Raw genomic sequence first — 26,954 nt, forward strand, 5'->3', positions numbered from 1 at the left:
GAAGTATAAGCCCTACTGTCAGGATATATTTAATACAAAATCCGTGAGCAATTGTTTTGAATTTGTGGCAGCAATAAGTAGTCGGTGTACTTTAATTCTTCTAATTTCCTTAAAATTTTCTCTGCGCTTTCGGCAATACTTTCTTCATTAGTTTTGCATTCAACATCAGGGTGAAGAGGTATTTCATATAAATCATCAATTCCAGTAAAATTTTTGATTTCACCGCTTCTAGCTTTTTTGTACAAGCCTTTGACATCTCGCTGTTCGCAAATTTCTAATGGAGCATTGACGTATACTTCGATAAAATCTCCAATGCGTTCTTTAACTTCTTCTCGAATTGCCCGATATGGCGAGATGACCGAAACCAATACAATGACATTATTTCTAGTTAGGAGGTGAGCGACAAAACCAATGCGTCGAATATTTTCGTCTCGATCCTCTTTACTAAAAGTTAACCCTTTGCTTAGGTTCTGGCGAACTACATCGCCGTCAAGTACCTCAATTTTATATCCGGTGCGTCGCAATTCTGTTTCCAGAAATTGACAGATGGTGGTTTTACCAGCACCACTCAAACCAGTTAACCATATTGTTACACCACGTTGTTTTTCCACTATCCTTTCCTCGCCACTTCTACTAAACTTCTGATTTTAAAAATAAAAGTCTATTTTCTAAGTTTTAATTTTTCCTTTATTCAATTTCTGCTAGTAGTTCGTCTAACGCTTCTTGGCTTAAACCAACTTCCGGGAAATCTGAAGGGGTATAACCTCCTGCTTCTGGAGATATACAATGGTCAATAATCGCTTCTAAGACTTTCACATAGTTGTTAGCCAAATTTTCTATAGTAGTCTGATGATGGAAAGCCGAGCTATATTTCCACTCCAGTTGCAATCTGTCGGCAATCACTAATCCATTCACATTCAACAAATGGTAACGCCCTCCTTTGGGACTGTGAATAGAACCGCTAGACTCTTGAGCATATTTCCAACCAAGGGGTGCTAAATGCGTTTGGTCGAATTGACCCAAATAGTTGAAGCTTACTTGAGCTTGAGGCAACAACTCAAGTTGTTTGTTTATGGTTGTATCTGGAGTCAGATACCGCAAAATGCCGTAGCCAATACCTCGGTTAGGGATGCGTCGCAGTTGCTCCTTGATTGACTTGAGTGCGTCTCCAGGATGGTGAACACCTCCAAGTTTTAAGCAAACGGGGAATAAACTGGTAAACCAGCCGACTGTGCGCGACAAGTCTACATCCTCAAACAAGTCCTCCCGTCCGTGACCTTCTAATTCAATCAGTAAGGAATCATCGCCTGTCCATGCAGCAAAACTTTGCACTAATGCGGTCAATAGCACATCGTTAATTTGGGTGTTGTAGGTTCCAGGGACATCTTGTAACAGGGTACGAGTCTGTTCTATGCTCAGGGATACGGAAACAATGCGACTTGAGCCGACTGTATTTGCTGAGGCAACAGCAGAGTAATCTAACGGTAAAGGAGCAACTAAGGAGGTTGAGTGTAGCCAGTAGTCTAACTCTCGCTGGAGTCCTTGAGTACCTGCATAATCCTGCAATTGCATGGCCCAATCTTTGAAGGAAGTTGTTTTTGCTCTTAGTTGGATTTTATTCTCAGTGGCTAATTGTTTGTATGCCTGAGATAAATCTTCTAGCAAAATCCGCCAGGAAATGCCATCTACAGCCAAATGATGGATAACGATGAGCAAACGTCCAGGGGAAGATTTGCCGAAGTTAAACAGAACTACCCGCAGCAGCGGCCCATCTGCTAAATTTAGCTCTCTCTGGATTTCATCGGCCTTTAGCTCAATTGCCTGTGATTGTTCTGTTGGCGGCAGGTTGGATAAATCAGCAATATCTAATAATACGCGATCGCACACATCACTGTTGTACTGTTGCCATTGTGTTGCTTGCTGCACAAACCGCAGCCGGAAAGCGTCATGATGGTACACCAGCTTTTGCAATGCTGGCTCTAATAATTCCGGTTGGATATTTGGCGGAACTTCTAGCAGGACAGATTGGTTAAAGTGATGGGGTTCGGGTAAATTTCGCTCAAAGAACCAATGCTGAATCGGTATTAGGGGAACAATGCCTTTAACTAAGCCTTGTTCTGCCCTCTTGAATGTAGTTGTCACAGCTACAGCAGCCAATTCAGCGATAGTTTGGTGCTGAAATAGCTGTTTGGGAGTTAGTTTTAATCCCGCTTGGTTGGCTCTGGCGATAATTTGGATGCCAATAATGGAATCGCCGCCCAATTCAAAAAAGTTGTCGTGAATAGAAAGTTGTTTTAATCGTAAAACATCTTGCCAAATTTTTAGCAATATTTTTTCAGCATCGGTGCTAGGAGAGACAAAGCCAGTGGTGTCTTTAAACTCGAATTCTGGCACTGGTAAGGCACGGCGGTCTACTTTGCCATTGGGTGTAATCGGCAAAGCCTCCAGAACTGTGAAGGATGCAGGTATCATGTAATCAGGAAGCTTCTGCTTGAGGAACAGGCGCAACTCGTTACTGGTGGCCTGTTTTCCTTCGGGGATTACATAGGCTGCCAAGCTTTTAATACCAGGCTTATCTTCTCTGGCGATGACAACGGCATCCCGTACTTGGGGATTTTGAGTTAAAACAACCTCAATTTCTGCAAGTTCAATTCGGAAACCACGGATTTTAACTTGGTTGTCAATGCGACCAATAAACTCAATATTTCCATCAGGTAAGTAACGCGCTAAATCTCCTGTTTTGTACAACTTTTTGCTAGAAGTTAATTGTGCTTCAGCAAATGGATTTAGAATAAACTTTTCCTCGGTTAAATCTGGGCGATTGAGATAACCTCTGGCTAAACCATCACCACTAATACATAGTTCACCAGGAACACCAATCGGTACAGGTTGGAGGTAACGATCCAGAATATAGATTTGTGTATTCGCAATTGGTTGTCCAATTGGCAAATTTGTTGCGCCTTCTGGAACTTCCTGCACTAGATACCAGGAAGAGAAAGTAGTATTTTCCGTTGGGCCATAAACGTGCAGCAATCGCTTTGGAGGTTGATTTTGCAGTAATGTTCTCACTGAGTTTGGTTCTACCGCTTCTCCACCAAATAGAACAGTTTGGAGATTTTTAAATATTCCCGGTACTTGACTTACCAACTGGTTGAATAACGCTGTTGTGACAAACAAAAAGTCAATTTGCTGCTCTTGCAGTTGTGTGGCTAGTAGTGGCGGCGATAGCAAGACTTCTTTAGTAATACCTACTAACCTAGCTCCATTAAGCAAAGCTCCCCAAATTTCAAAGGTAGCAGCATCAAAAGCTGCATTCGAGGCTTGAGCAACTCGGTGATTAGCGGTTAATTCTAGGTAATTAGTGTTACAAACTAACCGATTTACAGCTTGATGAGTAACAGTGATGCCTTTCGGTTTTCCTGTAGAACCAGAGGTATAAATTACATAAGCTAGATTTTGACTTGATGACTCAGTGGTGGGGTTTTCCTGACTATACTTGCTAATTACTTCTTGCCAACAAGTATCTAAAAATACAACTTTAGCGCTAGTTTCCGGTATCTGTAACTGTTCTTGAGTCAGTAGTATTGATACCTGAGAATCATTCAGCATATAAGCCAAGCGCTCTTGGGGATAGCTAGAGTCTAAAGGAAGGTAAGCGCCACCTGCTTTGAGAATTGCCAGCATTCCGATAATCATTTCTAGCGATCGCTCGACGCAAATTCCCACCAGTACTTCTGTTCCAACTCCCAAGGTTTGTAGATAGTGTGCTAATTGATTGGCGCGATCGCTTAACTCTCGGTATGTTAGAGACTCATTCTCATACACCAGTGCGATCGCATTACTGTTTTGTTCTACCTGTTCCTCAAACACTTGATGGATACATTTCGTATCGGGATACGCTGTGTAAGTATCATTCCATTCCACTAGCAATTGATGACGTTCACGCTCAGTTAGTAATGGTAATGTACCCACCGATGCTTGCGGATTGGCCACAATTCCCGCTAATAATGTCTGGAAATGACCGGTCATGCGGGCGATTCTGTCTTCATCGAATAAATCGCTGTTATATTGCCAAAACCCTTGTAAGCAGTTATCTTGTTCCCACATTTGTAATGTGAGGTCAAACTTGGCATTGACGTTATCTAGATGTAGAGGAGTAACAGCTAATTCAGGCGTTTCTAATTCCTCTAATGGAGCATTCTGCAATGCAAACATCACCTGAAATAGGGGACTATGGCTGAGACTGCGCTCTATTTGCAAAGTTTCGACAATCTGCTCAAAGGGAACATCTTGGTTGGCGTAGGCATCCATGCAAGTAGACCGGACTTGCATTAGTAGCTTTGAGAAACTCGGATTATCTTCTAGTCGAGTTCGCATCACCAAGGTATTGACAAAAAAGCCAATTAACCCTTCTATATCCTGATGATTGCGGCTAGCGATCGCTGTTCCCATTAGAATATCTGACTGACCACTGTAACGGAACAGCAGAGTCGCATAAGCCGCCATCAAAGTCATAAAGAGGGTGGTTTCTGACTTCTGGCTAAGTTCTTTCAGCGAAGCCGTCAGTTTTGCATCTAGCTGGAACGAAAAGCACCAACCCCGGAAAGTTTGCACCGAAGGACGGGGCCTATCCGTAGGTAGTTCCAACAGAGGTGGTGCGTCCGCTAACTGTTTCGTCCAGTAATTGATTGAGGTTTGTAGTACTTTTCCTTGCAACCATTGGCGTTGCCAAATCGTAAAATCTGCGTATTGAATCGGTAACTCTGGAAGGGGAGAAACTTCGCCAACCAAAAACCCCCGATACAAACTCGACAATTCTTTGATGAACACTCCCATTGACCAGCCATCACCGATAATGTGGTGCATAGTCAATAACAAAGCATAAGACTCCGAATTGAGTTGCACACCTTGCTGAGTCAACCAAATTTGAGAATCTTTCTCTCTTTCTCTGTGTTCTCCGTGCCTCTGCGGTTCGTTATTCAACCTTACCAAAGTCACCCGCAGCAACAATCCTCTACTAAGATCAAAGGGTTGCAATTGATCCTGAGTTGCCAAGCATTGCAATTGTTCTGACTGTTCTTGTCCTGACAAACCTTGCAAGTCTACAACCGAGAGTTTCATAGTTGCGTGGGGAGCAATTACTTGTACAGGCGTTCCCTCAACTGCACTAAAATTAGTACGTAAAACTTCGTGACGACGGATAATCTCGTTGAGACTGCGTTCTAAAACTTCTATATCCAAAGCCCCATTCAAACGGACAGCTTTAAACATATTGTAAAAAGGGCTATCCGGCTCCAATTGCGCCAAAACCCATAGGCGTTGTTGGGCGAAAGAAAGCGGGAATGTCTGAGATTCTGTTTGATTTCCCCGACGAACTGGAGTAATAGCCCCATTATTTCTTTGATATCCCAAAGACTCTGCTAACCGCCAAGCTACATCGCCTAAAAAGTCACTGCTATAGTACTGCTTCCAACTATCTGCGGTACTAGCATTAATGCCCTGATGTTCGTGAAATTTCACATCTCCCAACATTCTCGACTGGGCATAAATTCCATCAGTCATGCGCTGCTTTTTCTCTTTGTGTGGTTGCAGCATATCAGGATGGAATTCTAGCCCTAAGAATTGGCATAAGCCCTCAATACTAGTCTGTGGTTGACTAACGATGTCTTCAAATTTGACTTGATATTGTCGTTCTTGGGGAACTTGTTGCAAAAATTCGAGAATATTTTGATGGCTAATCAACCAAACGAGTTCAGCGAGTTCTCGCCGATTAAAAGGATGTTGATAGGGAAATATTTGCTCTACTCTGGCTTCTTCATAAGAGCGCATCGTTGCATAAGGATGACGCACAAGATGGATGTAGAGTGGGTTTTGAAAGTTTATTTCTGCCCGTTTGAGGGTTTCTAAATCTATGGAGTAAGAAGGAGTCTTGTCTACCAAGATTTTATCGCCCAGCGATTGCTGTATAAGTTGGTAAAATTGCTTGGTAGTGAGATTTTTCGCTTCTAATTCTTCCATAAGTGCGATCGCTTCTTCTGCACTACACCCCCGAATTTGCATAATTGTGCGAATTGTCCCTTCCGCCCAAAAGCTGTAACGTCCTGAAAATGCTGCTTTTCGTTCCCCAAGTGTATTAAACGTCAGCAATTCCAATTCTGGAGGCGCGAACAACTGCGGATTTCCCCCCAAAATGACGCGGAGTAAAGTAGAACCACTACGATGAGGCGAGAGGATAAAGATAGCTGGCGGGTTTTTGATTGCGTCGTCATCGATTGGGAAAGCAAGAGAAGGAATAAGCGCTCGCATTTGCAAAACTTTAGCTTCACTAATTCGCTCTTGTGGTAAGTCAATAGTTGAATTTATTTCCTTACCAACCAGTTGTGCTGCTGCTTGTGGGTAGTTTTCTTCTATGTAATCTGCTAGTTTGGCAACTGTTTTAGTATCAAATAAAACAACAAAATGAATAATCTCGTTTAATTGCGCTTGCAATTTATTAATCAGAATCGCACCCCGAATCGAATCGCCACCGAGTTCAAAGAAGTTATCATTAATACCCACTTTGTCTAGTTTGAGGGCTTCTGCGAATAAATGTGCGATCGCCTTCTCTATAGGATTGCGAGGAGCAACAAATTCTATATCTAACTGAGAACGTTGGCGCTGTTGTCGAGATGCAATCTCTTTGAGAATCAGTTCGGGACTATATAGATTCCGAGCAATGCGCTCAAAAAAGTCTGCAAAAGAGGCTATTTTTGCCGATCTATCAGATCCTAATTTCGCTTCTCGATCGGACTGATTATCTACTGCATCTATATCGGATATGAGTACTTTGTTGCCTTCTGGCGAGGCTGTTTCTACTAGGCTCCCATTAGACTGATTATCTACTGCATCTATATCGGATATGAGTACTTTGTTATATTCTGACGAGGCTGTTTCTACTAAGCTCCCATCAGACTGATTATCTACTGTATCTATGTCGGATATGAGTAGTAATCTACTTTCGGATGCGGTTTGAGATGGAAACTCGAATAACCAACCACCATCTTTCTCTTGCTGAAATTGTCTACCAACACTAGTAAGAAAATCCCAGGCTGGTTGATTCTTCTTGGTAGGTATATAGAAAAGCTTGACTCGTCCTAATCCTCTTTGTTGAGCAAGAGTTCCTAAATAGGACAGCATTCTATGCTCCACACCCCGACCAAGTACCCGACAACTGAGTAAAAAGGTATCTACAACTAGCGCATTTTCTTGAACTTCAAACAACAGCAGAGCGACTAAACCATAATCTCCAAAGCGGTCTTTAACTTTGATCGCCCGACATTCTAATTTTTCTAAATTACAAAGTTGTTGAATTTCAGCGTCAGATCGGCGGATTGTTGTGAGGTTAAACTGATTGGTGCGTTGGGTAAGTTGAGCAACCCGCGAAAGTTGCTCGCTTTGCATCGGGGAAATCTCTATTTCTAAGTTCAGTTGGGTAAGGAAATCACTAAAAGAAAAAGAATCCTGTTGCAAACGCTGGCGCTGGACATTCTGTTGATAGAGATTAGTTCTTTGTTGGTCTTCTTCAGTGGCTTGGAGTTGGTCGAAAGCCCAAATATGCTGTAAAAATTGCGGGATGCGATCGGGTTGTTCTGGAAGTTGTAAGGTCAGCACTTCTGGACAGTTTGCTCTAACTTCAGCACACTCAATTGGATTGTCATCAATGAAAATGAAGCTATCTAAACTCAGTTGCAATTCGGTAGCTAAAGACTTCAGATTCTCCGATTTCGATTGCCAGTTAATGCGCCAATTAACAAGATGATGGCGCTGAAGTAACATATCTGGATGTTGGTCAAAGACTGCCAATACATCCTCTTCTTGATTCTTACTACACAAACAAATCAACTTTCCTGCTGCTTGCTGCGCGATGATAAATTCTTGGAGCGCTCTATAGGGTGCATTGATTTTGACTCCTCCAACTTCATCCTCTCCACAAATACCACTCCATAATGTATGGTCGCAATCAAGGGCAATCACCTTATAAGGATAGCTTTGCAAAGCAAAGATTTTCCGCGCCAGCATTGTCCCCAAAGTGCAAAAAAAGGTTGGCGTGTAGGGAATGTGTCCTAGTTCGTCTCCGTAAGGGTCGTAGTACTCCTCTACTGGGTAGATACTGGTCAATTCTTGACTTTTTATCAGATACATCCCACTAACATCTTTGAGATCAGCTGCTAACAGTTCCTGCATTCTCTCATATAAAGTGTTATCTGCTGCATCTGTTGTTGGAGAGGGAGGACAGATAAAGACCAAGTAAGGATTTAGCGATCGCAAAGCGCTGCTGCTTTCAGCAGATCGCGTTGTTGCAGTTTTCAAAGCACTGGCAAAATCCTTAACGGTTTGCTCTAGTTGGACTGGATTTTTTTCAAATTGCTGTGATACTGAGCTTTGCTTCAGGTTGGGGCGAGTGGCGTAGATATTAAACAGTCCAGAACCGTGCAAGAGAGACTCTTCATCGACAACAAATTGAAAGCCTTTGTTTTCAAGCAATTGCATAACGTGTTTAATTGTACTGCCTTCTTGGTCATGCACCTCCATAGCTATTTGTTTAATCAGTGACCAGTGATGGTCTTGAATACCTTGGAGAATTGCTAACTCGCTTTTTTCAGCATCTAGTTTCAGTAAATCAATTTTTTCAATCTTATATTCTTCGATAATTTCTGAAAGAGTTCGCAACTGAGCTTGATAAGTTTCTCGTTCAAGCCTATCCTTGAGAAATTCATCAGCTAGGCGTTCTAACGACTCTTCATCCAGAGAATTATCGCGTTGCAGCATATTAATAATGACTGAGCGAATAGCTTTTTCATCTTGCTCTGTATCAGCTGCAAAACTTGAGAAAACTGAGGAACGAGGATAAAAAGTGAAGGTTTCTTCTTTACGTTCACCACCTAAACCGCAGTTAAAAAGATGGGTGTTTTGACAGTAAAGCTTGGCGTTAATTTGTAATTTGTCAAAAGCGTGAGGTGCAGGTTCAAAAGCATAAATAGTCCCTTTTGGGGATTTTTGTTGAGCAAATAAGGTAAATAGACCAATATTCGCTCCCACATCAATTATACAGTCGTCTTCATTGAAGACAATTCCATGCTTTAAATAGACTCGATCGCCAAAAATCTCTTGATATAGATACTCGGTTTCGTACTGGTTAAGGTGAGCTATTTCTAAGTGATTTGGTAAGGTGTGCCGTAAGCGATCGCCAAAAATTTCTTCTTTTAGATAATCGTCAACTGTTAATTGCAGACGATTCTTAGTTTCTTCCCAATCCTCAAACCTAACTAAAGCTACATTGACTCCATTTTGATTGTTAGTCAGAAGGCTGACTGGATTGAGAAGTTCTTGAAATACCTGATTGTAAGGAGCAAACTCTATTGAATAAGGGACTCCTATTTCTTCGAGCCAATACGATAGGGAATCCTCAATGGGTTCACTTGTAAACGTAGCTGTAATAACAATTTTCTGATTAGAGATGTGTTTTAATAAATCTTGTGTATTCATACTTGTATATTTATAAAAATGATTTTCATTAATTATTTCTATATCAAAGGAAATTAGGCGATAGTAAAAGCATCTCAATCAGTCTTAAAATAAGGAATCAAAATAATCTGATGTATATTTTTATCCGCATGATAAAACATCGATTTAACGGTTTCAGATCGATGAATTCTAATATCTAACGGCAGGTGTCATCGAACAGCATTCCTTTTTTTTAATGCCAAAAACTTTTCAATCACTGTACTGTTCTTTGATTAACAGTAGGTTGACATCAGGTAACAGTAGAGTTAATAAAAACTCTCCGCTTTTTCCCAGCGCTTACCTATTGAGAAGTTATAATTTATTCCTCAACGATTTAAACTACTTTTGGAATCTCAACCTTTTGGGCATCAGTACTGTTTTCTGGTGTCAGTTCATTTTTCAGTTTGAGTTTTAGCTCTTCTGTAATTGGTAAATCTTTAATTTCATTGAGGAGAAATGTCACGGATTCAGTTTTGCTTCGTTCTTCATAGATAGCCTTGAGAATGGCTTCTATTCCATATCCGGCTACGGCATCTCCGGCAACAGTTATTAGACCAAGCAGGGCTATACCTCCGACGATACCAAACGGACCCCCTAATGCTGTAAGGGTAGCTGCAACGGCGGCGGAACTACCTCCTGATGTAACCGCTAGAATCACGAGAATTACGCCAGGAAGTCCCAGTCCAGCAAGCTTTTTAACGACTTCATTCATTTTAATCACCCTCAAAGTTTTTATTTGCTAGTTAAAAATTATAAATCGTAATAAAAGTTATTTAGCCTAATGAAAAGTAGAAATTTTTTTATTTTATCGTTTTTCACAATTATTTTAATAAACAGATAATCTCAGGTTTCTCAATAAAATGCAATAGCAGTTTAAGTCACTTAAACGGACAGTTAAGACAGTTAAGACAGTTAATAATTAATTACTCCCGGTTCGCACATTTTTTAATGAGTTAGGAAAAGTAGATAGTCAAAAGTATACCGAAGGACATATTCCCAAAAAGACTCGATTAGGTATATGTTCGCACTTATGGCTACTAAACCCATAATCACAAAGGAACGAGTCGATGATATACCTATACTTCTAACTCAAATAGAGCGTATGGGCGTACAATCGCTAATCGATAAACATTTTCCCAGACATGGAAATTGGCAAGGTGTAAGTCTGGGAAATGTAGCAGTAATTTGGTTAGCACACATATTATCGCAAGCAGATCACCGTTTAAATCACGTCCAAGCCTGGGCTTCTAATCTGGCGAATCTACGTTACAAATCAAACAAAATCTCTGTTATCTTTGAAACAAGTTGTTCGTGCCTATAGAGATGAGTATTTAACTGAACGAGGATTTGCTCGACTTAAAGGCTTTCCTCTATTTTTAACTCCAATTTATTTACAGCGTGGAGATCATATAGCGGTTCCCATTCAGATGCGGTACAAAATAATATCGCTTGGTGTAAGGGCACAGCAATGCTGTGCCCCTACGGGTGTACCTTACTAGGTCGAGAAAGGCTATATTACAGGATTAATTCGACTACTTTCAAATGGAAAAGCGTGTTTTGACCCTTTTAGAGTTTCAGGTTTGTCGCAATCTGGAGCAAAATAAGGAAAAGTATCTATGTCAAGCATAATGCAAGTATCCAATGCCAAATAGATAGAGAACACTTGCTTTCTTTAATTCCAGTTGTGTTTAGAGTGATGTGATTCTGAGAGCGGTCAAAACTTGATTTCATCCTAATTTCATTTCTGAATGAAAGACTAGTAAGAGAGTGTATTTCTAAAACTTAAAAGTACTTTTGACCGTTCGCAATATCCTCTCTCCCATACTCAAGGACTTTTAATAGCAATGTCTAACTCTCTGCGTTCCCAAACACCTACAGTTATTGGTTGTGTTTCTGGCACATTTCTGAGCCTGCTGTTATTAGCAAGTCCTACAATTGTTATGGCTCATGGCGGACATGGAAATGAGTTTAAAGGAGGAAGTGAAGCCACTTCAACTAATAATTCTATTCAGGTTGATGCCGATACAGCCAAACGTCTAGGGATTAAAGTCGAGCCTGTCCAACGTCAAAAGTTAGCCATTGGCATCAAAACTACTGGACAAATTGAGACTCTTCCCAGCCAAAAAGTAGAAGTGACTACTCCAATTCAAGGAGCGAAAGTAGTTGAATTGTTAGTGGAACCTGGGGCATCAGTAACAAAAGGTCAGCCTGTTGCTGTTGTTACTAGTCCAGATTTAGTGACATTGCGTGTAGAATCTCAGGACAAACTAACACAAGCTCAAGCTGATTTACATTACAGCGAAGCTGATTTAAGACTGGCTCAACAAAATTACCAAAGATATCAACAAATAGCTGACTCTGAAATTGCCCAAGCACAGAGTCAAGTTGACTTTGCTCAAGAAAAATACAACAAAGACAAACAATTAGCTGATGCTGGTGCTTTACCTCGTCGCAATGCTCTGGAATCTCAAACCCAGCTAGCGCAGGCAAAAGCCGAACTTACTAAAGCGAAGAGCCGCCGGGACGTTATCGGGGCAGAAAATCAACTCAAACGCGCTCAAGCATCAGTTCAGTTAGCAAAGTCAAATATTAATCGCAGTAATACTAGTTATCAAACTCGACTTGCTCAACTAGGAAATCTCCCAAATTCTAAAGGATTAGTGACAGTAACTGCTCCTATATCTGGTAAGGTTGCTGATAGAGAAGTGACTATTGGTCAAACTTTTAATGATGCTGGTGGCAAATTAATGACGATTGTCAACGATAGTCGGGTTTTTGCTACAGCTAACATATATGAAAAAGATTTAGGTAAGGTAAAAATTGGTGAGAGAATTAGATTAAAAGTTGCTAGTGTGAGCGATCGCACTTTTTCTGGTCAAATTTCCCGGATTGGTACGGTGGTGGAGGGAGAAACAAGAGTTGTACCAGTACAAGCAGAGATAGATAACTCACGCAGACAACTCAAACCGGGAATGTTTGCGGAACTAGAAGTTTTAACAGATGAAACGTCCTCTGCTATTTCAGCTATTCCTACCTCAGCAGTGGTAGACGCGAATGGGAAGAAAGTTGTTTATGTGCAGAGTGGTAGTGCTTACCAAACAGTTGAAGTCACATTAGGCCAGACTTCTGGCGATATGGTTGAAGTCAAGAGTGGCTTATTTGAGGGAGATATGATTGTCACTCAACGCGCACCACAACTCTACGCCCAATCTCTGCGAGGTGGTACCCAGATAAAAGCCTCGGAACATACAGAAGTTCCATCGCAGACAACAGAGGTTAAAACAGTACCTTTGTGGTTACTGGGAGCAGGTGGAGGTGCTGCAATAGCTGTAGTAGCTTTTATGGTAGGTCGTCGCAGCAATAATCAAGTAATTCCAGTAGGGGCAGAACTTCCCTATGATGTATCAAAGGATTGAAAATGAGGTAAATATTGTAATTGTTTACCGACAATTGCTAATTTCCACAATCATTTCTCCTTGACGTAATTGTTCCAGTGCATCAGGTAAAGTAATTGTCAGAAGTTGACGTAAATTACGATTAGTAACATTTCCAAAAGTCAACCAAAGAATTTGGGGAGGTATCCCTAGCCGACAAACCAAGTCCACGAAATCACTATCTTTCGTCATAATTATGACATTGGCGATTCTTGCAGCCTCAAAAATTTCTATATCTTTAGCGTCACGTAAACCAATATCTCTTAACGACAAAGCTTCTACAGCAAAAGTATTTGTTACCCAACTTGCCAATTTCGGTGGTAACTGTGCATCAATCCAAATCTTCATGCTGTCAACCGCACAAAATCAGTCCGTCGTGCAGCAAAAAGAAGACAAGCTTGAATATCTTCTGCTTCTAAATCGGGAAAGTCTTCTAAAATTTCGCCAACAGTGACATTTTCCGCTAACATTTCTAAAATGTCACTAACTCTAATTCTCATACCTCGAATGCAAGGACGACCCCCACATTGACCAGGAATTTGAGTAATACGAGTTAATAATTCATTCATTGAGTTAATTACTGATTTTGACTAGTAAATAATATTTTACCATGTCAATAGTTTTGCACTTTATTTAATCCGCATTCGTTCGCTACAAGGGATCACAAATATCAACCCTAATTTCATCCTGATTTCATCTTCATTTGAGACATTAGATACAGTGCCGAACTTCCCAGATAGGTATCTTCAAGCAAAAAACCCTTGATTTGTCTCAAAAATGCTCAATTCCATTGTTAAATGGTCGATCGCCCAAAGGTGGCTCATCGTTATTGCCTCGATATTAATTAGTCTGTGGGGATTGCGTGTCATCACACAAATGCCCCTCGATGTATTTCCTAGCTTCGCTCCGCCGCAAGTGGAAATTCAAGTTGAAGCTTCCGGTTTAGCACCAGAAGAAATTGAGTCTTTGGTGACTCGCCCAATTGAGAGCGCGATTAATGGCACACCTGGATTAGAGTCTCTGCGATCTTCATCTGCTATTGGAATTTCTGCTATAAAAACTGTCTTTAGCTGGGATACTGATATTTACCGCGATCGCCAACTAGTAACAGAACGATTACAAGGGGTAAAACTGCCACAAGGAGTTGAACAGCCAGAAATCTTGCCTATTAACTCGCCCTTGGGATGGGCTGTTAAATATGCTTTTTCTGCTGAAAGCACCGACATGATGGAAGTGTGGCGGATTGCTAATTGGGATGTGAAAAATCGCTTGCTGGCTGTACCGGGGGTGAGTAATGTTTTTCTCTACGGAGGCGATGAGCGACAATATCAAGTTTTGGTAGACCCAGACAAGCTTAAAGCCTACAATGTCTCGCTGCCAGAAGTCACCCAAGCAGTGCAGAATGCTAATGTCAATGTGCCGGGAGGATTTTTGATTACTCCCGATCAAGAAACACTAATTCGGGGAATTGGGCGAATAGAGTCGATTAATCAACTCAAGCGTTCAGTTATCAAAGCGACTAAAGGTACACCCGTATTACTGGAACAAGTAGCAGAGGTGAAAATTGGCCCAGGACTAAGACGAGGAGATGGACTATTTCAAGGGAAACGAGCAGTAATTTTAACTGTCTCTAAGCAGCCTGCGGCAGATACTCCCACTGTAGTCAAAGCTGTGGAAGCAGCAATGGAGGAGATTAAGCCAGGGCTACCGGAGGATGTCAAGGTTACTAAAACCTTTGACCAAGATTTATTCATTGAGGCTTCAGTTAAAAACGTTGAGGAAGCCTTACGGGATGGCATCATTATCGTTTCAGTCATCCTGATTATCTTTTTGATGAACTGGCGCACCGTAATTATTAGCCTCAGTGCGATGCCTTTGTCATTACTGTTAGGCATGATTATTCTGAGTTGGACTGGACAAGGTATTAATACAATGACCTTGGGTGGACTAGTTGTTGCTATTGGTTCAGTGGTGGATGATGCGATCGTTGATATGGAAAACGTCTACCGCCGATTGCGAGAAAACCAACTAGCAGGGAACCCAAAAAATCCTTTACAAGTGGTATTTGACGGTTCAGTGGAAGTGCGTGTCAGTGTTTTATTGTCCACTGTGATTATTGCAGTAGTTTTTGCACCTATTTTTGTTTTGTCTGGCGTGGAAGGTCGAATTTTTACGCCGATGGGAATGGCATATTTGTTATCGATTCTCGCTTCTACCTTAGTTGCATTAACACTAACTCCAGCATTATGTGCCTTATTACTAGCAAATCAACCTTTACCAAGTACGGAAACTTGGCTTGAGGGCAAAGCACATCAATTTTATCGTCCAGCGTTGAAGTTTTCGATTCGTTACCCCAAGGTGATTTTAGGGGTGGCACTTGCGGGGTTTATTGCATCGATAATTATTCTACCTGGGTTGGGAAAAGTCTTTTTACCTGAATTTCAAGACCGTTCTTTGGTTAATTCAATGGTTCTTTTGCCTGGGGAATCTCTGAATGCAACTAACCAAGCGGCTTTAGCGGTGATGGATGCCCTGAAAAGCGATCGCCGTTTTGATTTCATTGCCTTACGATCTGGGTTTGCTCAAGGAGATCCTGAAGTGGCTGGGGTAAACTTTGGTGAGTTGGATGTCCAGATTAGCGAAGAAGGCGCGAAAAATCGGGAGAAGACTGTTGAAGTCCTCCGCCAAGAGTTTGAAAAACTTCCTGGTGTAGCAACTAATATTGGTGGATTTATCTCCCACCGCATAGATGATATCCTCTCTGGCGTGAGAAGTGCGATCGCAGTGAAAATTTACGGATCTGAACTCGAAGAACTCCGCACTCTTGGGAAACAGGTACAATCCGCCATGAATGGTATTCCCGGTATTGTGGATTTGCAACTAGAACCCCAAATTCCAGTCAAACAAATTCAAATTCAATTTGATCGTGATGCGGCGGCTCGTTATGGGTTAACTGTGGGGGAACTGGCAGAAACGATAGAGACTGGGTTAAATGGCAAAGTAGTCTCCCAGGTGTTGGAGAAGCAACAAACGTTTAATCTCGTTGTATGGTTGCAAGATAGCTCCCGTAATAATTTGGATGTCATTGGTAACTTGTTGGTAGATACACCCAACGGGCAGAAAATTCCTTTATCCCAGGTTGCCAAAGTCGATTATGGCACAGGGCCAAGTACGATTAATCGTGAAAATGTTTCCCGGCTGATTGTGGTTTCTGCCAACGTTGCTGGGAAGGATTTGGGTTCTGTAATTAAAGATGTACGCGATCGCGTTAAACAAATTCAACTACCTGGAGGTTACTACGTCCAATTTGGCGGTCAGTTTCAAGCGCAGGAACAAGCAACGCAGACTTTAATTATTGCAGGTGCGATCGCCTTTGCAGTAATTTCCGTACTGATATACTTTGCCGTCAAGTCAATTCCTGCCACAGTCATGATTATGATTAACTTGCCACTGGCATTAATTGGTGGGGTTATCTCTGTGGCCTTGAGTGGTGGTATTATTTCCGTTGCTTCGATGGTTGGTTTTATCACTCTATTTGGTGTAGCTACTCGCAACGGATTGTTGTTAGTGGATAACTATAATCATCGCCTCGCTGAAGGAATACCACTTAAACAAGTAATTGTTGATGGTTCGATGGAAAGATTAGTTGCAATTCTCCTCACAGCACTTTCGTCAGCACTAGGTATGGTTCCCTTAGTAATTGGTTCTGGTGCAGGTAAAGAAATTTTGCAACCTTTGGCTGTGGTAGTGTTAGGGGGCTTATTTACTTCTACTGCTTTAACATTATTAGTTTTGCCAGCTTTGTATTCTCAATTCGGTAAATTTTTAGTTCCAAAAACTACTGCGCCAGTACAAAATATTGAAGTTATTCAAGGTTCAATTGTATGAAAATTTAAGTTTTTGTAGGGTGCGTTACGAACTCTGTTCTAACACACCCTACGTATATTTTCAAAAATCAAACTGGATTTCTATATCTTGTTTCCATTTTTAACTAATCCAAATCAGGACTAAATTAATGAAATCACTCAAATTCGGCTTTGTTGTTTTCGCAAGTGCAGGGTTATTGTTTTTAGCAGCTTGTAGCAATCAATCATCTGAATCTAATAATAAATCATCAGCCCCAACCTCTGGAACCGCAAGTAAAACAGAAACCGTCGCTAAAACTCAATCATCTGGTCATCCTGAAGCCAATCACGGGGGTCAAGTTGTTGAGTCAGGTGCTTATCATTTAGAGTTTGTACCTGAGAAAGAAGATAACGGCACACACATGGATTTCTATTTGCAAAAAGGCAATAATCACGAAGCAATACCTAACGCCAAAGTGACGGCTCAAGTTCAGACACCTAATAGCAGTGAAAAAACTTTAAATCTTGTCTATGATAAAGAAGGTAAACATTATACTGTTTTGTTACCAGAAAAAGCTTCTGGTCAGTATCAAGTGAAAATGCTTGTAGCTGTTGACGGCAAAAAATTAGACGGTCGTTTTAGTTTTAATAAATAAATTACCTGCAAGCAATTTTAAATAAGTTACGAACAAAAAAATCCCCGACTTCTTGAAGAAGTCGGGGATCTGAGCATTTGCGTCTTTGTATTTTACGGCTTTGGATTGATTGAAGAAGAATTCAGAAGTCAGAATGGGCTGAACGCCCCGCTATCGCTAACAGGAGTCAGAATAAATCAGTCGGGGATTCAGCGCAAAGTGCGGTCTTGGGGTCTCCCCAAGAGGAGCAACTTTGTAAGAGAGACCGGCGCAGGATTTTGAGCTACTGAACGGTAGTTCAGTAGGGGTTTTAAACCCAATTATTCATCCACCAGTCGTACAGAATACCCAACTGAATTCTGACTCCTGACTCCTGAATTCTGTTCGATAAATTTTCATCTTGATTTCATAGTCAACTGTCAAACTAGTAAATAGGGAAACGTACTTTGTTTAGATAATTTAATAATTTTGGCAGTAAATATGAATAAGCTACTGATTTACACTATTGCATTGACTCTGACTACTGCATCTATGATCTCTCCTAGCTATGCAAGTGCTAAGACAGATGATGGTAGGGTTCCCCATATTGATGGAAATACACAATTCCCTCCCACACGCTGGGGACTTTTTAGACATACTTTCCGGCTACACATTCCCCAAAATAGCAAAGCTGTTACCCAACTACTGATCAAAGTTCCAGACAATGTAACTATAAGTAGTGACATTAAAAATATTGATGTTGTGGATGAAAATGAACACAAGATTAACACTAATATCTCTGTCAATGGTAAAACAATACTATTAGCTTTTCCCGAACCAGTTGCTCCTAACACTATGTTTTATATTGACTTGAACAACATAAAAAGACAAAATATTGGTAATGGTTCTGTCTACAGCTTTTCAGCTAAAGAGGTTGGCATTGATGCAGAAATTCCTATAGGTATAGCTTCATTTCGTCTCTACTAATACCAATTCTCTATGAAGATGCGCCTAATTATTTTGAGACATAGCGAATTATCTTTAAAAAACCTCTGCATACCTTAGCGCTAACCTCCCTTCGGGTTCACCAGTCGCCTACAGAGGGAAACCCTCCTGCAGCGCTGGTTCACCGCGTACCTTTGCGTTAAAAAAATCTAGTATTTGACGCGGCTTCACAAAGAAACGGTATAAGCCACAAGTATATAAGAACTAAATTTGATATGAGGGTGCTGCTAGTCGAAGATGAGCCAGATTTAGGGACTGCTATCAAGCGTACCTTAAATCAACAAAAGTACTTAGTTGATTGGGTAATAGATGGGACTGAAGCGTGGGCTTACTTAGAAAATAGTTCGGCACAATATACAGTAGCAATTTTTGACTGGATGCTTCCAGGAATTAGTGGTTTAGAACTGTGCAAAAGATTGCGTTCTCAAGCAAATCCCCTTCCTGTCTTGATGCTAACTGCTAAAGATAGAATGGAAGATAAAGTTACTGGCTTAGATGCGGGTGCAGATGACTACTTAGTGAAGCCATTTGGTATGGTAGAATTGCTAGCACGATTGCGGGCTTTGCAGCGTCGCTCTCCACATTTCCAACCTCAACAATTAACTGTTGGTAACTTGACTCTAGATTATGGTAACAGTACAGTTGTAAGACAAAATACTATAGGCGAACAGCAAAGCATTCCTTTAACTAATAAAGAGTTCCAACTATTGGAATATTTTATGAAGCACCCCAAGCAGATTGTCACTACTGAACAAATTCGTAATCAAATTTGGGAAGTTAATGCGGAATCTAGTAGCAATGTAGTGGCGGCGCAAATACGTTTGTTACGTCGCAAACTCAGCAATAGCGACTGTCCTAATTTGATTGAAACTTTGCATGGTATGGGGTATCGTCTGAATTTCACTAATGAATCAGAATAAGCTGTTTCGACTTACCCGTATTCGGTTAGCTCTGTATTATGCGATCGTTATGGGTTTAATTTTAAGCATATCTGCTTTCGGTTTTTATCGAGCAGTGTTTCATGCTCATGTGGTGGCTTTAGATAGTGAAATCGAATCTGTAGGGGGGACACTGCACGACAGTATTGAACTAAAACTACAGTCGCCTGGAGATTTGAAACCTTTAGCGCATCAGTTATTCCCAAATCTAGATAACTGTGGAATTCAAGCTACTAATTGTATTCAAAAACATCCCCATTCTAAACGCCATCTTCTTGGTATTGTTACTAAAACTAGCTACTATATACGTTTTTTTGATATTTCAGGAAAATTAGTTGCTAATGCTGGTTATTATCCCAAGGGATTACCTGATGTTTTTGATCCAAAAATTTGGCAATTTCTCAAAGATAGTAAAGGTAAGGATTACCATCAAATTACCCTAGCATTGCATACCCAAAATTATCAAGACTGGGGATATATGCAGGTAGGGCGAAGTCTACAAGAGTTTAATCATTACTTGGATAGTGTAAAACTAATTTTGGTGTTAGGGCTACTAGTTGCAATGGGTATGATTGCTGCTGCTAGTTGGTGGTTATCAGGATTAGCTATGCAGCCAATTTATCAATCTTATCGACAAATTCAACAGTTTACAGCAGATGCAGCCCATGAATTACGAACGCCTTTAGCTGCAACAGGTGCAACGGTGGAATCAGCACTTTTAATGTCACAAATAGACGAAGAAGAAGCACGGGATATTTTGCAAACTATACAGCGTCAGAATCAGCGACTAACTACTTTAGTTGTTGATTTATTAATGTTGGCACGTATGGATAGACAAGCCCAAAAGTTACAATATGAAATTTGTTGTCTAACTGATATTATTAGTGATTTAATTGAGGAATTTGAAGCGATGGCAACTGCCACAGAGGTAAAGCTGACATCTTTGATACAATTGAATCAACCTCTGAATATTATAGGTAATTCTGATCAGCTTTATCGCTTAGTTTCAAATTTAATTGTCAATGCAATTCAATACACACCCAGAGGGGGAGAAGTAACAGTTTTATTAGATCGCAATGACTATAATGCTGTAATTAAAGTTCAAGATACAGGCATTGGTATCCCGAAACACGAACTGACTCGAATTTTTGATCGTTTTTATCGGGTGAATAGCGATCGCTCTCGTAATACTGGCGGTTCTGGATTAGGATTAGCCATTGTTCAAGCTATTGTTCAAGCGCATCAAGGTAAATTAAATGTACAAAGCGAATTAGGTAAAGGCAGCACTTTTACAGTTCAACTACCTTTTGATGTTACACCCTTAAAGAGCGATCGCTTCACTCGACCATTTGTCAGGATTTGGTACAGGCGGCGTGGAACATGATCTCCTTATATGATTTCTGTATTAGCGGCGGCTCTCTCAAACTCTTCCCCTCTGCTATAATCCACCTGTCAATAGAGTTTGAGACGCGCTAACCCTGGGGATAAACTCTGGATATCTGAAATTGGTTTAGGTATTGGACGTAAAAGATGAACCTACCAAAAATAAATATTGCTCTCTTATGCTCAGAATATCCTAACCTTTAGCTTCCGTATCTTCCTCAACTACTTCAGATTTATCTTGTAACGGCTTCACAACTCGCGCGATCGCTTCTTGAATAAAAGCTTTAATAAATTCATCTCTGCGATTAATCTGAAACTGTTTCTGCACAACTTCCGTCATTCCACCATCACCCCAGTCTTGATCGTGACGAAAATATTCAATAAAACTTTTACCAGCAATTCGCGTTAAATAAGCTGCTGTCACGCCTTGAATCGCTCTACCTATTAGAAAGGTAGCAACATTAAGTTGCAACGCTGTAGATAATAACTGAATCGCGCCTTTAACAATGCCCAAACTGGCGATAGTTTTCGCTAAAGAAAGGGCTAACTCTCTTCCCCGTTCCATATTCAATTCACAGCCGTAGACTCTGCCAATTTCCACAACCATTTGAGCGTTTACTGCGGCTGTCGCCAATAAATCCACAACTGGTATGGGCGTGACTGAGACTACACCAGCACCAATCCACTGAAAGCGTTCCACAATTTTGTCAGCTTGACGGCGACGCTGACTATCGATGAGTTTTCGCGCCTCGTCTCCCAATCGCAGAGATTGCAAAAGAATGTTATCCGCTACCAAATCTTCACCCTCGGCGCGTAAAACAGCAGCTGTGCGTCGTAGCAAAGGGACGATATCGGGTTCCGGCTGGTAAGTTTCGCCAGTTTCTAGTTGTGCAGATTGGGGATTAGCTGCGATCGCCACTACATCATTAGTAGCAATAAATCCCCGTACCCGTTGACGCAACCTAGCAAGGATAGCTTCTTTATTTTCATCTGTATATAAATCAGTTTTGTTAAGCACCAAAAGCGATCGCTTGCCAATCTCCGCCAACCCCCGCAACGGCTCATATTCTGAGCGTCGTAAGTCATTATCCACCACAAATAATAATAAATCTGCTTCTGTCGCCAGTTCTCGCGCCATTTGTTCGCGTTCTGTTCCCGCCACCCCTGCTTCTAAAATCCCTGGCGTATCTGTAATTAAAATCTTCCGTTCTAATCCCTTCAACCGCAAACAATAGGTTTCTCCAACCTGGGTTGTACCCATAGGTGCATCCACTTGGCCAACCATGCGTCCCATAATTGCATTAACTAGAGAAGTTTTGCCAGCACTCCCCGTACCAAATACTACTACTTGAATTTCACCACGGGCTAAGTTCGCTTCAATCTCGCGCGATCGACTTAATAAAGCTTGGCGTGTGACTTCATCTTGAATTTGCGCTACCTGTTGGCGCACAGCTTGGAGAGTTGTAGAAGCAGCGTCAGATTTAGCAGCAGGAATTTGCGCCGCAGTGACTCGCTTGGGGTTGCGGCGCGATCGCTTTTCCCCAGATTGAATTACCAATACATAATAGACAAAAGCGGCAACCAAGGCTCCGATAAGGACAATCAGCAGCAACAGCAGCAAATTGCCAAGCAACGGCGAATAGGACAATTGCCAATAGAGGCGCGATAGAGAATCAATTAGCCATAGGGAAAGCCCCAAAATGACGATTAGACCAACAATTAGCGTTACTATGCGCGACAGAGGCATGGCTGAGAAAGGTTAGTGGGTATTTAGTAGGCAGATGCTTCTGATCTTAATAGTTTCAGGATTTTTTGAGATCAAATTCAGATTGTTATATCTCAGTAGGTAGATACATATAATCTTCATAGTTTCAGTATTTTTGACCAGGGTAGAAAAAAGCTCCTTTTGATAAACTAAGAGCGCATTTTGGATTAAATGTGTTCTTATTTGCGGCTGGATTTGTTGTTTTTGATGAAAAACCGCGTAGTAAAAAATTCAACAGCGAGTAATACATGACTCCGACACCTCAATTAAAGTACTTTAACTGGGTTCAACAAAGATTCCATCGCCTGAGTATTCGGCAAAAAATTTTTTATGGATATGGTTTGGCTTTGGGAATTGCAGTTTTAGGAACAACAGCAGGGTTGGTAATAGGCGATCGCTATTTTCAACAAGCTAGAGAACAAATGAACTTGGCAGACGAAAAAGGAAGCTTGTTAAGTAGTTTACAAGGGGAATTGTTGAAAATACAGATTTATCAGCAAGAAATAGTGCTTTTTTTACAGCAGCCACAAGTGTTGCAAAGAGGAATTTCTGATTTCAAAAGCAATTTGGCAGAAACTGAAACTTTGCTTTCTCAGATGGAAGAATTTAGTCAAACCAATTCGCAAGCGGATTTACAAACTCTGCTTACAAAGCAGAACAGCACAATAGCGGGATATTTTGAACAACTCAGAGCGCTGATTCAGCAAATTTTACCGTTAAGTTCACAGCCGGAAGGAACATTAAAAGTACAACAATTAATCTCAAAATTCAGTCAAAGTCAGGAGTCCCTGAAGTTTTATCAATTTTCCCATGAGTTAACCGACTTTGCCAAAACAGTTCAAGAACAACAAAAGGACGCTGATCTAGCCCAAGAAAAGGCTGCGTTAATCCAAGCTCAGATTATTATTGGTAGTATGGTGCTGTCAGTAGCGATCGCTGCTATCCTAGCTTTCTACACCAGTACAATCATTGCCTATCCGATTAATGCGGTGACAAATATCGCCCAAAGAGTCACCCAAGAAGCTAATTTTGACTTGCAAGCACCCGTAATTACCCAAGATGAAGTTGGGGCTTTAACTACGTCTCTTAACCAGCTAATTCAACAAGTGAAGCACCTTTTAGAAGAACAACAAGCTGAAGCCCAAGTCCGACTTATTCAAAGTGAAAAAATGTCTAGTTTAGGACGGATGTTAGCTGGTGTTGCTCACGAAATTAATAATCCTGTAAATTTCATTTCTGGCAACCTTGTACACGCGAAAACTTATACTGACGATTTATTAGCATTACTACAAATATACAAAGCCGAAGTTCCTCACCCTTCCACTGCTGTGCAAACTCTAGCAGAAGAAATTGATTTGGAATTTCTAGAAGTGGATTTGCCAAAACTCTTTAATTCAATGAAAGTGGGCGCTGAACGCACGCGAGAAATTGTCCGAAGTCTAAAAGATTTCTCTCGTTTAGACGATGGGGAAGCGCAGTCACTAGAGCTACACGCTTGTTTAGATAGTACATTATTGATTCTAAATAATCGCCTAAAAAATGGAATTAACCTTGTTCGCAGCTATGGGGAGATTCCAGCAATTCCAGGCTACACGGGTTTACTTTACCAAGTATTTATGAATATTCTCAGCAATGCACTTGATGCTTTAGAGCAAAAATCGGCTGATAATCCTGAATTTGTCCCTAAAATCACTATTGTTACAGAGCGTTGCCAGAATGATTTCGTGATAGTGCGAATTGCTGACAACGGCCCTGGTATTTCAGCAGAAAATCAGAAAAAGATATTTGAAACGTTTTTTACAACCAAACCGCGAGGTATTGGTACTGGTTTGGGGCTAGCGATCGCGTATCAGATCGTGGTAGAAAAACACAAAGGCAAGATTAGCTGTCAGTCTGAGTTAAATCAAGGTACAGAATTTGCCATTGCTTTGCCCACCACAGATATCACTTTACCGATTTCTCATCCTTGAGCTAGTAGCTTTCCAAAGTTAATTTTTTCATAATAATTAACAGCAAGTAGAAGCTTGCGTGTTTAAATCTTTTAGTGGACTGACGAAAGTTTGCCTACATGAAACACTTCAAGCCATTTTTGGCAAGCTTTTTGAGAATAAAGGGAGAAATAAATTTATGGGACTTTTCGATCAAATTCTTGGGGCCGTCACTAATCCTAATCAACAGGGCAGCTTAGGGCAACTGGGAGGAATTATTAACACTGTACAACAGTTGAGCCAAAGTACTGGCGCAGACCCTTCTACCATTCAATCAGTTTTGTCAATTGTCGGTGGTCAAGTGCGTTCTGCTTTACAAGACAAGCAAGCTACAGACGGAAATGAAGCCGCACAAAGTTTAGTTAATCAATACGCTGGAAGTTCAGCTAATCCCGAAGCAGTCGATTCGCTGTTTTCTCCTGAAATACAACAGCAAGTAGCCGAGGTTGCTGCCCAGCGCACCGGATTAGATGCTGGTATAGTTCAACAATTGCTACCTTTAGCAGTACCTTTAGTGCTGAATTTCTTACAATCAGGCGCAAATGCTCAAAATCCGCAAGCTGGCGGGAATCCTGTACTAAATTCCTTTTTGGATGCTGACGGCGATGGTGATGTTGATATCGCTGATGCCATCCAAATGGCAAGTCGGTATATGAGACATTGAAGAAGAATTCAAGTGAAGTGTGTGGAGTACGTCACCTAAGACATAGGCTGAGAAGATGATGAATTTCCAAATATAAATCAGACAGTCTATGTCTAAAGTTTTTGACTGTATTACTGACGAACAGCAAGAGTTTATTGCAGCCCAACATCTTTTCTTTGTTGGCTCTGCACCCTTGAGTCCTACAGGTCATGTTAACCTATCTCCTAAAGGTTTAGGATGCTTTCGCGTTCTCTCACCCAGCCGAGTAGGTTACTTAGACCTTACAGGCAGTGGTAACGAAACCTCAGCCCATTTACAAGAAAATGGGCGGATAACCTTCATGTTTTGCGCTTTTGAAGAACCCGCGCGTATCCTGCGTCTTTACGGTCAAGGAAACACGATTTTACCGAGTTCTCCAGATTGGGACTCTCTATATTCTTTGTTTGTGCCGATGCCTGGAACTCGTCAAATTATCGTCGCCGACATTGAAAAAATACAGACTTCCTGCGGTTTTGGCGTACCACTCTATGAATATCGAGGTGAGCGCCAGACTTTAGTAAACTGGGCTAGCAAAAAAGGCGAAGAGGGAGTTAGAGAATTTCAAGAGAAGAAAAATCTTGTCAGTATTGACGGTTTAGCGACACCCCTAAGTAAATTATCCTCTAAATTGCCTCAAAACCCGTAGCTTCATACTTCATCCAAAATAAAACTGCTGTATGGATTGTTATACAGCGTATTGCGGGTAAATGAAGTAAGCTGAAAATACTTTAATTTGCATCCTCAAAAAAATGAATCTCTTGTGGGGTGGGCATCTTGCCCGCCCTAGCTGTGCAAATTAAATGCACGACAGCTTACACGGGTAGGGGCACAACATGTTGTGCCCCTACGATGATCTGTACCTCACGCCTGTTGCAATCTGCTGTATTTGTCCACTCACACAAAAACATGAGCCTTTTCTCCGGCCAATGTTTTATCAAGCAATCTGGAAATCTTCATTTGGAATTATGCTTTTATGACCCTTTTGGGTTGGTATCACCACCAATTATTACTTGGAACAAGTTTCCTAGTAAAGATAAAAACGCCGAAACTAACAGTATCAACATTAAACTAGCAAGGGCTGCAAAGGGAGAAATGATGAATAAGAGTAACAGGGCAAACATCAAAATCGTTAGTAATGTCTTATTCATCTTTTTTCACCTTTAATAGTTGCTGTTCTCAAGTTAACCAACTAAGCCATGCACTTGACCACAGTCAATAGAAAGAATTAGTCTTGGTTCTCTGGTAAGATTTTGCAACCAAATTGGATACCAAAATCTAATTTATAAATTAAAAAATTTCGGCGGTTTAACTACCCAATTCTAACAAGCAGTAAGTTTTTTCGCTGGGTCTAATATCAAGTTCGCCTACCTACTTATAATTACCACAGTCATTGCACCCCACCCCGAACGCCTCCCCGCAGGCGGCTACGGTGTACACACAAGTTGACCAGTATAGGTTTCAACTCTTCTAGTAGTTTCGTAGGGCGCGTTATGGACACGCCGAAATAACAAATGCGTATGCCGAAATAACAAATGCGTATGCCGAAATAACAAATGAGTATGCCGAAATAACAAATGAGTATGCCGAAATAACAAATGAGTATGCCGAAATAACAAATGAGTATGCCGAAATAACAAATAAGTATGCCGAAATAACAAATGGGTACGCCGAAATAACAAATGCGTATGCCGAAATAACAAATGGGTACGCCGAAATAACAAATGGGTACGCCGAAATAACAAATGGGTACGCCGAAA

Annotated in this window: 17 protein-coding genes and 1 pseudogene; 11 read left to right on the plus strand and 7 right to left on the minus strand. The window is 41.1% G+C overall.

What is annotated here, in order from left to right; all coding sequences use genetic code 11:
• Positions 1 to 29 precede the first annotated feature (29 nt).
• From cysC to V7K98_RS23150, 3 genes are all read right to left on the minus strand, one after another.
• Positions 30 to 611 (minus strand): adenylyl-sulfate kinase, encoded by a 582-nt coding sequence (cysC, locus tag V7K98_RS23140; RefSeq protein WP_335026090.1) that lies wholly within the window; start codon positions 609 to 611, stop codon positions 30 to 32.
• A gap of 76 nt (positions 612 to 687) precedes the next feature.
• A complete protein-coding gene (locus tag V7K98_RS23145) occupies positions 688 to 9,525 on the minus strand; it encodes an amino acid adenylation domain-containing protein (RefSeq protein WP_335026092.1) in 8,838 nt (2,945 codons plus the stop codon).
• Positions 9,526 to 9,877: 352 nt separating this feature from the next.
• Positions 9,878 to 10,255 carry a hypothetical protein gene (locus V7K98_RS23150; RefSeq protein WP_335026094.1) on the minus strand — a complete coding sequence of 126 codons (378 nt, stop codon included), beginning with the start codon at positions 10,253 to 10,255 and terminating at the stop codon, positions 9,878 to 9,880.
• A 318-nt stretch (positions 10,256 to 10,573) separates the two neighbouring features.
• On the opposite strand from V7K98_RS23150, the pseudogene V7K98_RS28970 reads away from it, so the two are divergent.
• From V7K98_RS28970 to V7K98_RS23160, 3 genes and pseudogenes are all read left to right on the plus strand, one after another.
• A pseudogene (locus V7K98_RS28970) lies at positions 10,574 to 10,789 on the plus strand (IS1634 family transposase); the annotation flags it as partial.
• Positions 10,790 to 10,838: 49 nt separating this feature from the next.
• The gene (locus V7K98_RS23155) at positions 10,839 to 11,042 is read left to right on the plus strand and encodes a hypothetical protein (RefSeq protein ID WP_335026096.1); all 204 of its coding nucleotides are present in this window, start codon (positions 10,839 to 10,841) and stop codon (positions 11,040 to 11,042) included.
• Between the two features lie 345 nt (positions 11,043 to 11,387).
• Positions 11,388 to 12,959 carry an efflux RND transporter periplasmic adaptor subunit gene (locus V7K98_RS23160; RefSeq protein ID WP_335026098.1) on the plus strand — a complete coding sequence of 524 codons (1,572 nt, stop codon included), beginning with the start codon at positions 11,388 to 11,390 and terminating at the stop codon, positions 12,957 to 12,959.
• Positions 12,960 to 12,983: 24 nt separating this feature from the next.
• On the opposite strand, the gene V7K98_RS23165 is transcribed toward V7K98_RS23160, so the two are convergent.
• The gene (locus V7K98_RS23165; protein ID WP_335026100.1) at positions 12,984 to 13,325 is read right to left on the minus strand and encodes a DUF5615 family PIN-like protein; all 342 of its coding nucleotides are present in this window, start codon (positions 13,323 to 13,325) and stop codon (positions 12,984 to 12,986) included.
• On the minus strand, positions 13,322 to 13,555 hold the full coding sequence (locus V7K98_RS23170) for a DUF433 domain-containing protein (RefSeq protein WP_335026437.1): 234 nt from the start codon (positions 13,553 to 13,555) through the stop codon (positions 13,322 to 13,324). The genes V7K98_RS23165 and V7K98_RS23170 overlap by 4 nt, the downstream gene beginning before the upstream one ends.
• 199 nt (positions 13,556 to 13,754) lie before the next feature.
• Here V7K98_RS23170 and V7K98_RS23175 point away from each other — a divergent pair, with 199 nt between their 5' ends.
• The 5 genes from V7K98_RS23175 to rppB all read left to right on the plus strand — a co-directional run bounded on the left by V7K98_RS23175 (position 13,755) and on the right by rppB (position 20,763).
• Positions 13,755 to 16,865 carry an efflux RND transporter permease subunit gene (locus V7K98_RS23175; RefSeq protein ID WP_335026102.1) on the plus strand — a complete coding sequence of 1,037 codons (3,111 nt, stop codon included), beginning with the start codon at positions 13,755 to 13,757 and terminating at the stop codon, positions 16,863 to 16,865.
• Between the two features lie 127 nt (positions 16,866 to 16,992).
• The gene (locus tag V7K98_RS23180) at positions 16,993 to 17,478 is read left to right on the plus strand and encodes a hypothetical protein (RefSeq protein WP_335026104.1); all 486 of its coding nucleotides are present in this window, start codon (positions 16,993 to 16,995) and stop codon (positions 17,476 to 17,478) included.
• A gap of 459 nt (positions 17,479 to 17,937) precedes the next feature.
• A complete protein-coding gene (locus V7K98_RS23185) occupies positions 17,938 to 18,423 on the plus strand; it encodes a DUF2808 domain-containing protein (protein WP_335026106.1) in 486 nt (161 codons plus the stop codon).
• Between the two features lie 233 nt (positions 18,424 to 18,656).
• Entirely contained in the window at positions 18,657 to 19,361 is a 705-nt protein-coding gene (gene rppA, locus V7K98_RS23190) for a two-component system response regulator RppA (RefSeq protein WP_335026108.1), read from the plus strand.
• On the plus strand, positions 19,348 to 20,763 hold the full coding sequence (gene rppB, locus V7K98_RS23195) for a two-component system sensor histidine kinase RppB (RefSeq protein ID WP_335026110.1): 1,416 nt from the start codon (positions 19,348 to 19,350) through the stop codon (positions 20,761 to 20,763). The genes rppA and rppB overlap by 14 nt, the downstream gene beginning before the upstream one ends.
• A 192-nt stretch (positions 20,764 to 20,955) precedes the next feature.
• On the opposite strand, the gene V7K98_RS23200 is transcribed toward rppB, so the two are convergent.
• Positions 20,956 to 22,509, minus strand: a complete 1,554-nt coding sequence (locus V7K98_RS23200; RefSeq protein WP_335026112.1) for a YcjF family protein — start codon at positions 22,507 to 22,509, stop codon at positions 20,956 to 20,958.
• Between the two features lie 266 nt (positions 22,510 to 22,775).
• Between V7K98_RS23200 and V7K98_RS23205 the strand changes: the two genes are divergently transcribed.
• From V7K98_RS23205 to V7K98_RS23215, 3 genes are all read left to right on the plus strand, one after another.
• Positions 22,776 to 24,497 (plus strand): sensor histidine kinase, encoded by a 1,722-nt coding sequence (locus tag V7K98_RS23205; protein ID WP_335026114.1) that lies wholly within the window; start codon positions 22,776 to 22,778, stop codon positions 24,495 to 24,497.
• Between the two features lie 157 nt (positions 24,498 to 24,654).
• The gene (locus V7K98_RS23210; RefSeq protein WP_335026116.1) at positions 24,655 to 25,179 is read left to right on the plus strand and encodes a DUF937 domain-containing protein; all 525 of its coding nucleotides are present in this window, start codon (positions 24,655 to 24,657) and stop codon (positions 25,177 to 25,179) included.
• Between the two features lie 88 nt (positions 25,180 to 25,267).
• Complete coding sequence (locus tag V7K98_RS23215) at positions 25,268 to 25,843, plus strand: pyridoxamine 5'-phosphate oxidase family protein (protein WP_335026118.1); 576 nt, start codon at positions 25,268 to 25,270, stop codon at positions 25,841 to 25,843.
• Positions 25,844 to 26,168: 325 nt separating this feature from the next.
• On the opposite strand, the gene V7K98_RS23220 is transcribed toward V7K98_RS23215, so the two are convergent.
• Complete coding sequence (locus V7K98_RS23220; RefSeq protein ID WP_335026120.1) at positions 26,169 to 26,345, minus strand: hypothetical protein; 177 nt, start codon at positions 26,343 to 26,345, stop codon at positions 26,169 to 26,171.
• Between the last annotated feature and the right edge of the window lie 609 nt (positions 26,346 to 26,954).

Origin of the sequence: Nostoc sp., assembly GCF_036917435.1 — a bacterium.
Classification (GTDB): Bacteria; Cyanobacteriota; Cyanobacteriia; order Cyanobacteriales; family Nostocaceae; genus Nostoc.

Bases quoted from the DNA above. Each gene is read 5' to 3' on its own strand.
- V7K98_RS23145 (WP_335026092.1), bottom strand. From the start codon at position 9,525: ATGAATACACAAGATTTATTAAAACACATCTCTAATCAGAAAATTGTT.
- V7K98_RS23150 (WP_335026094.1), bottom strand. From the start codon at position 10,255: ATGAATGAAGTCGTTAAAAAGCTTGCTGGACTGGGACTTCCTGGCGTA.
- V7K98_RS23160 (WP_335026098.1), top strand. From the start codon at position 11,388: ATGTCTAACTCTCTGCGTTCCCAAACACCTACAGTTATTGGTTGTGTT.
- V7K98_RS23165 (WP_335026100.1), bottom strand. From the start codon at position 13,325: ATGAAGATTTGGATTGATGCACAGTTACCACCGAAATTGGCAAGTTGG.
- V7K98_RS23175 (WP_335026102.1), top strand. From the start codon at position 13,755: ATGCTCAATTCCATTGTTAAATGGTCGATCGCCCAAAGGTGGCTCATC.
- V7K98_RS23180 (WP_335026104.1), top strand. From the start codon at position 16,993: ATGAAATCACTCAAATTCGGCTTTGTTGTTTTCGCAAGTGCAGGGTTA.
- V7K98_RS23185 (WP_335026106.1), top strand. From the start codon at position 17,938: ATGAATAAGCTACTGATTTACACTATTGCATTGACTCTGACTACTGCA.
- rppA (WP_335026108.1), top strand. From the start codon at position 18,657: ATGAGGGTGCTGCTAGTCGAAGATGAGCCAGATTTAGGGACTGCTATC.
- rppB (WP_335026110.1), top strand. From the start codon at position 19,348: ATGAATCAGAATAAGCTGTTTCGACTTACCCGTATTCGGTTAGCTCTG.
- V7K98_RS23200 (WP_335026112.1), bottom strand. From the start codon at position 22,509: ATGCCTCTGTCGCGCATAGTAACGCTAATTGTTGGTCTAATCGTCATT.
- V7K98_RS23205 (WP_335026114.1), top strand. From the start codon at position 22,776: ATGACTCCGACACCTCAATTAAAGTACTTTAACTGGGTTCAACAAAGA.
- V7K98_RS23210 (WP_335026116.1), top strand. From the start codon at position 24,655: ATGGGACTTTTCGATCAAATTCTTGGGGCCGTCACTAATCCTAATCAA.
- V7K98_RS23215 (WP_335026118.1), top strand. From the start codon at position 25,268: ATGTCTAAAGTTTTTGACTGTATTACTGACGAACAGCAAGAGTTTATT.
- V7K98_RS23220 (WP_335026120.1), bottom strand. From the start codon at position 26,345: ATGAATAAGACATTACTAACGATTTTGATGTTTGCCCTGTTACTCTTA.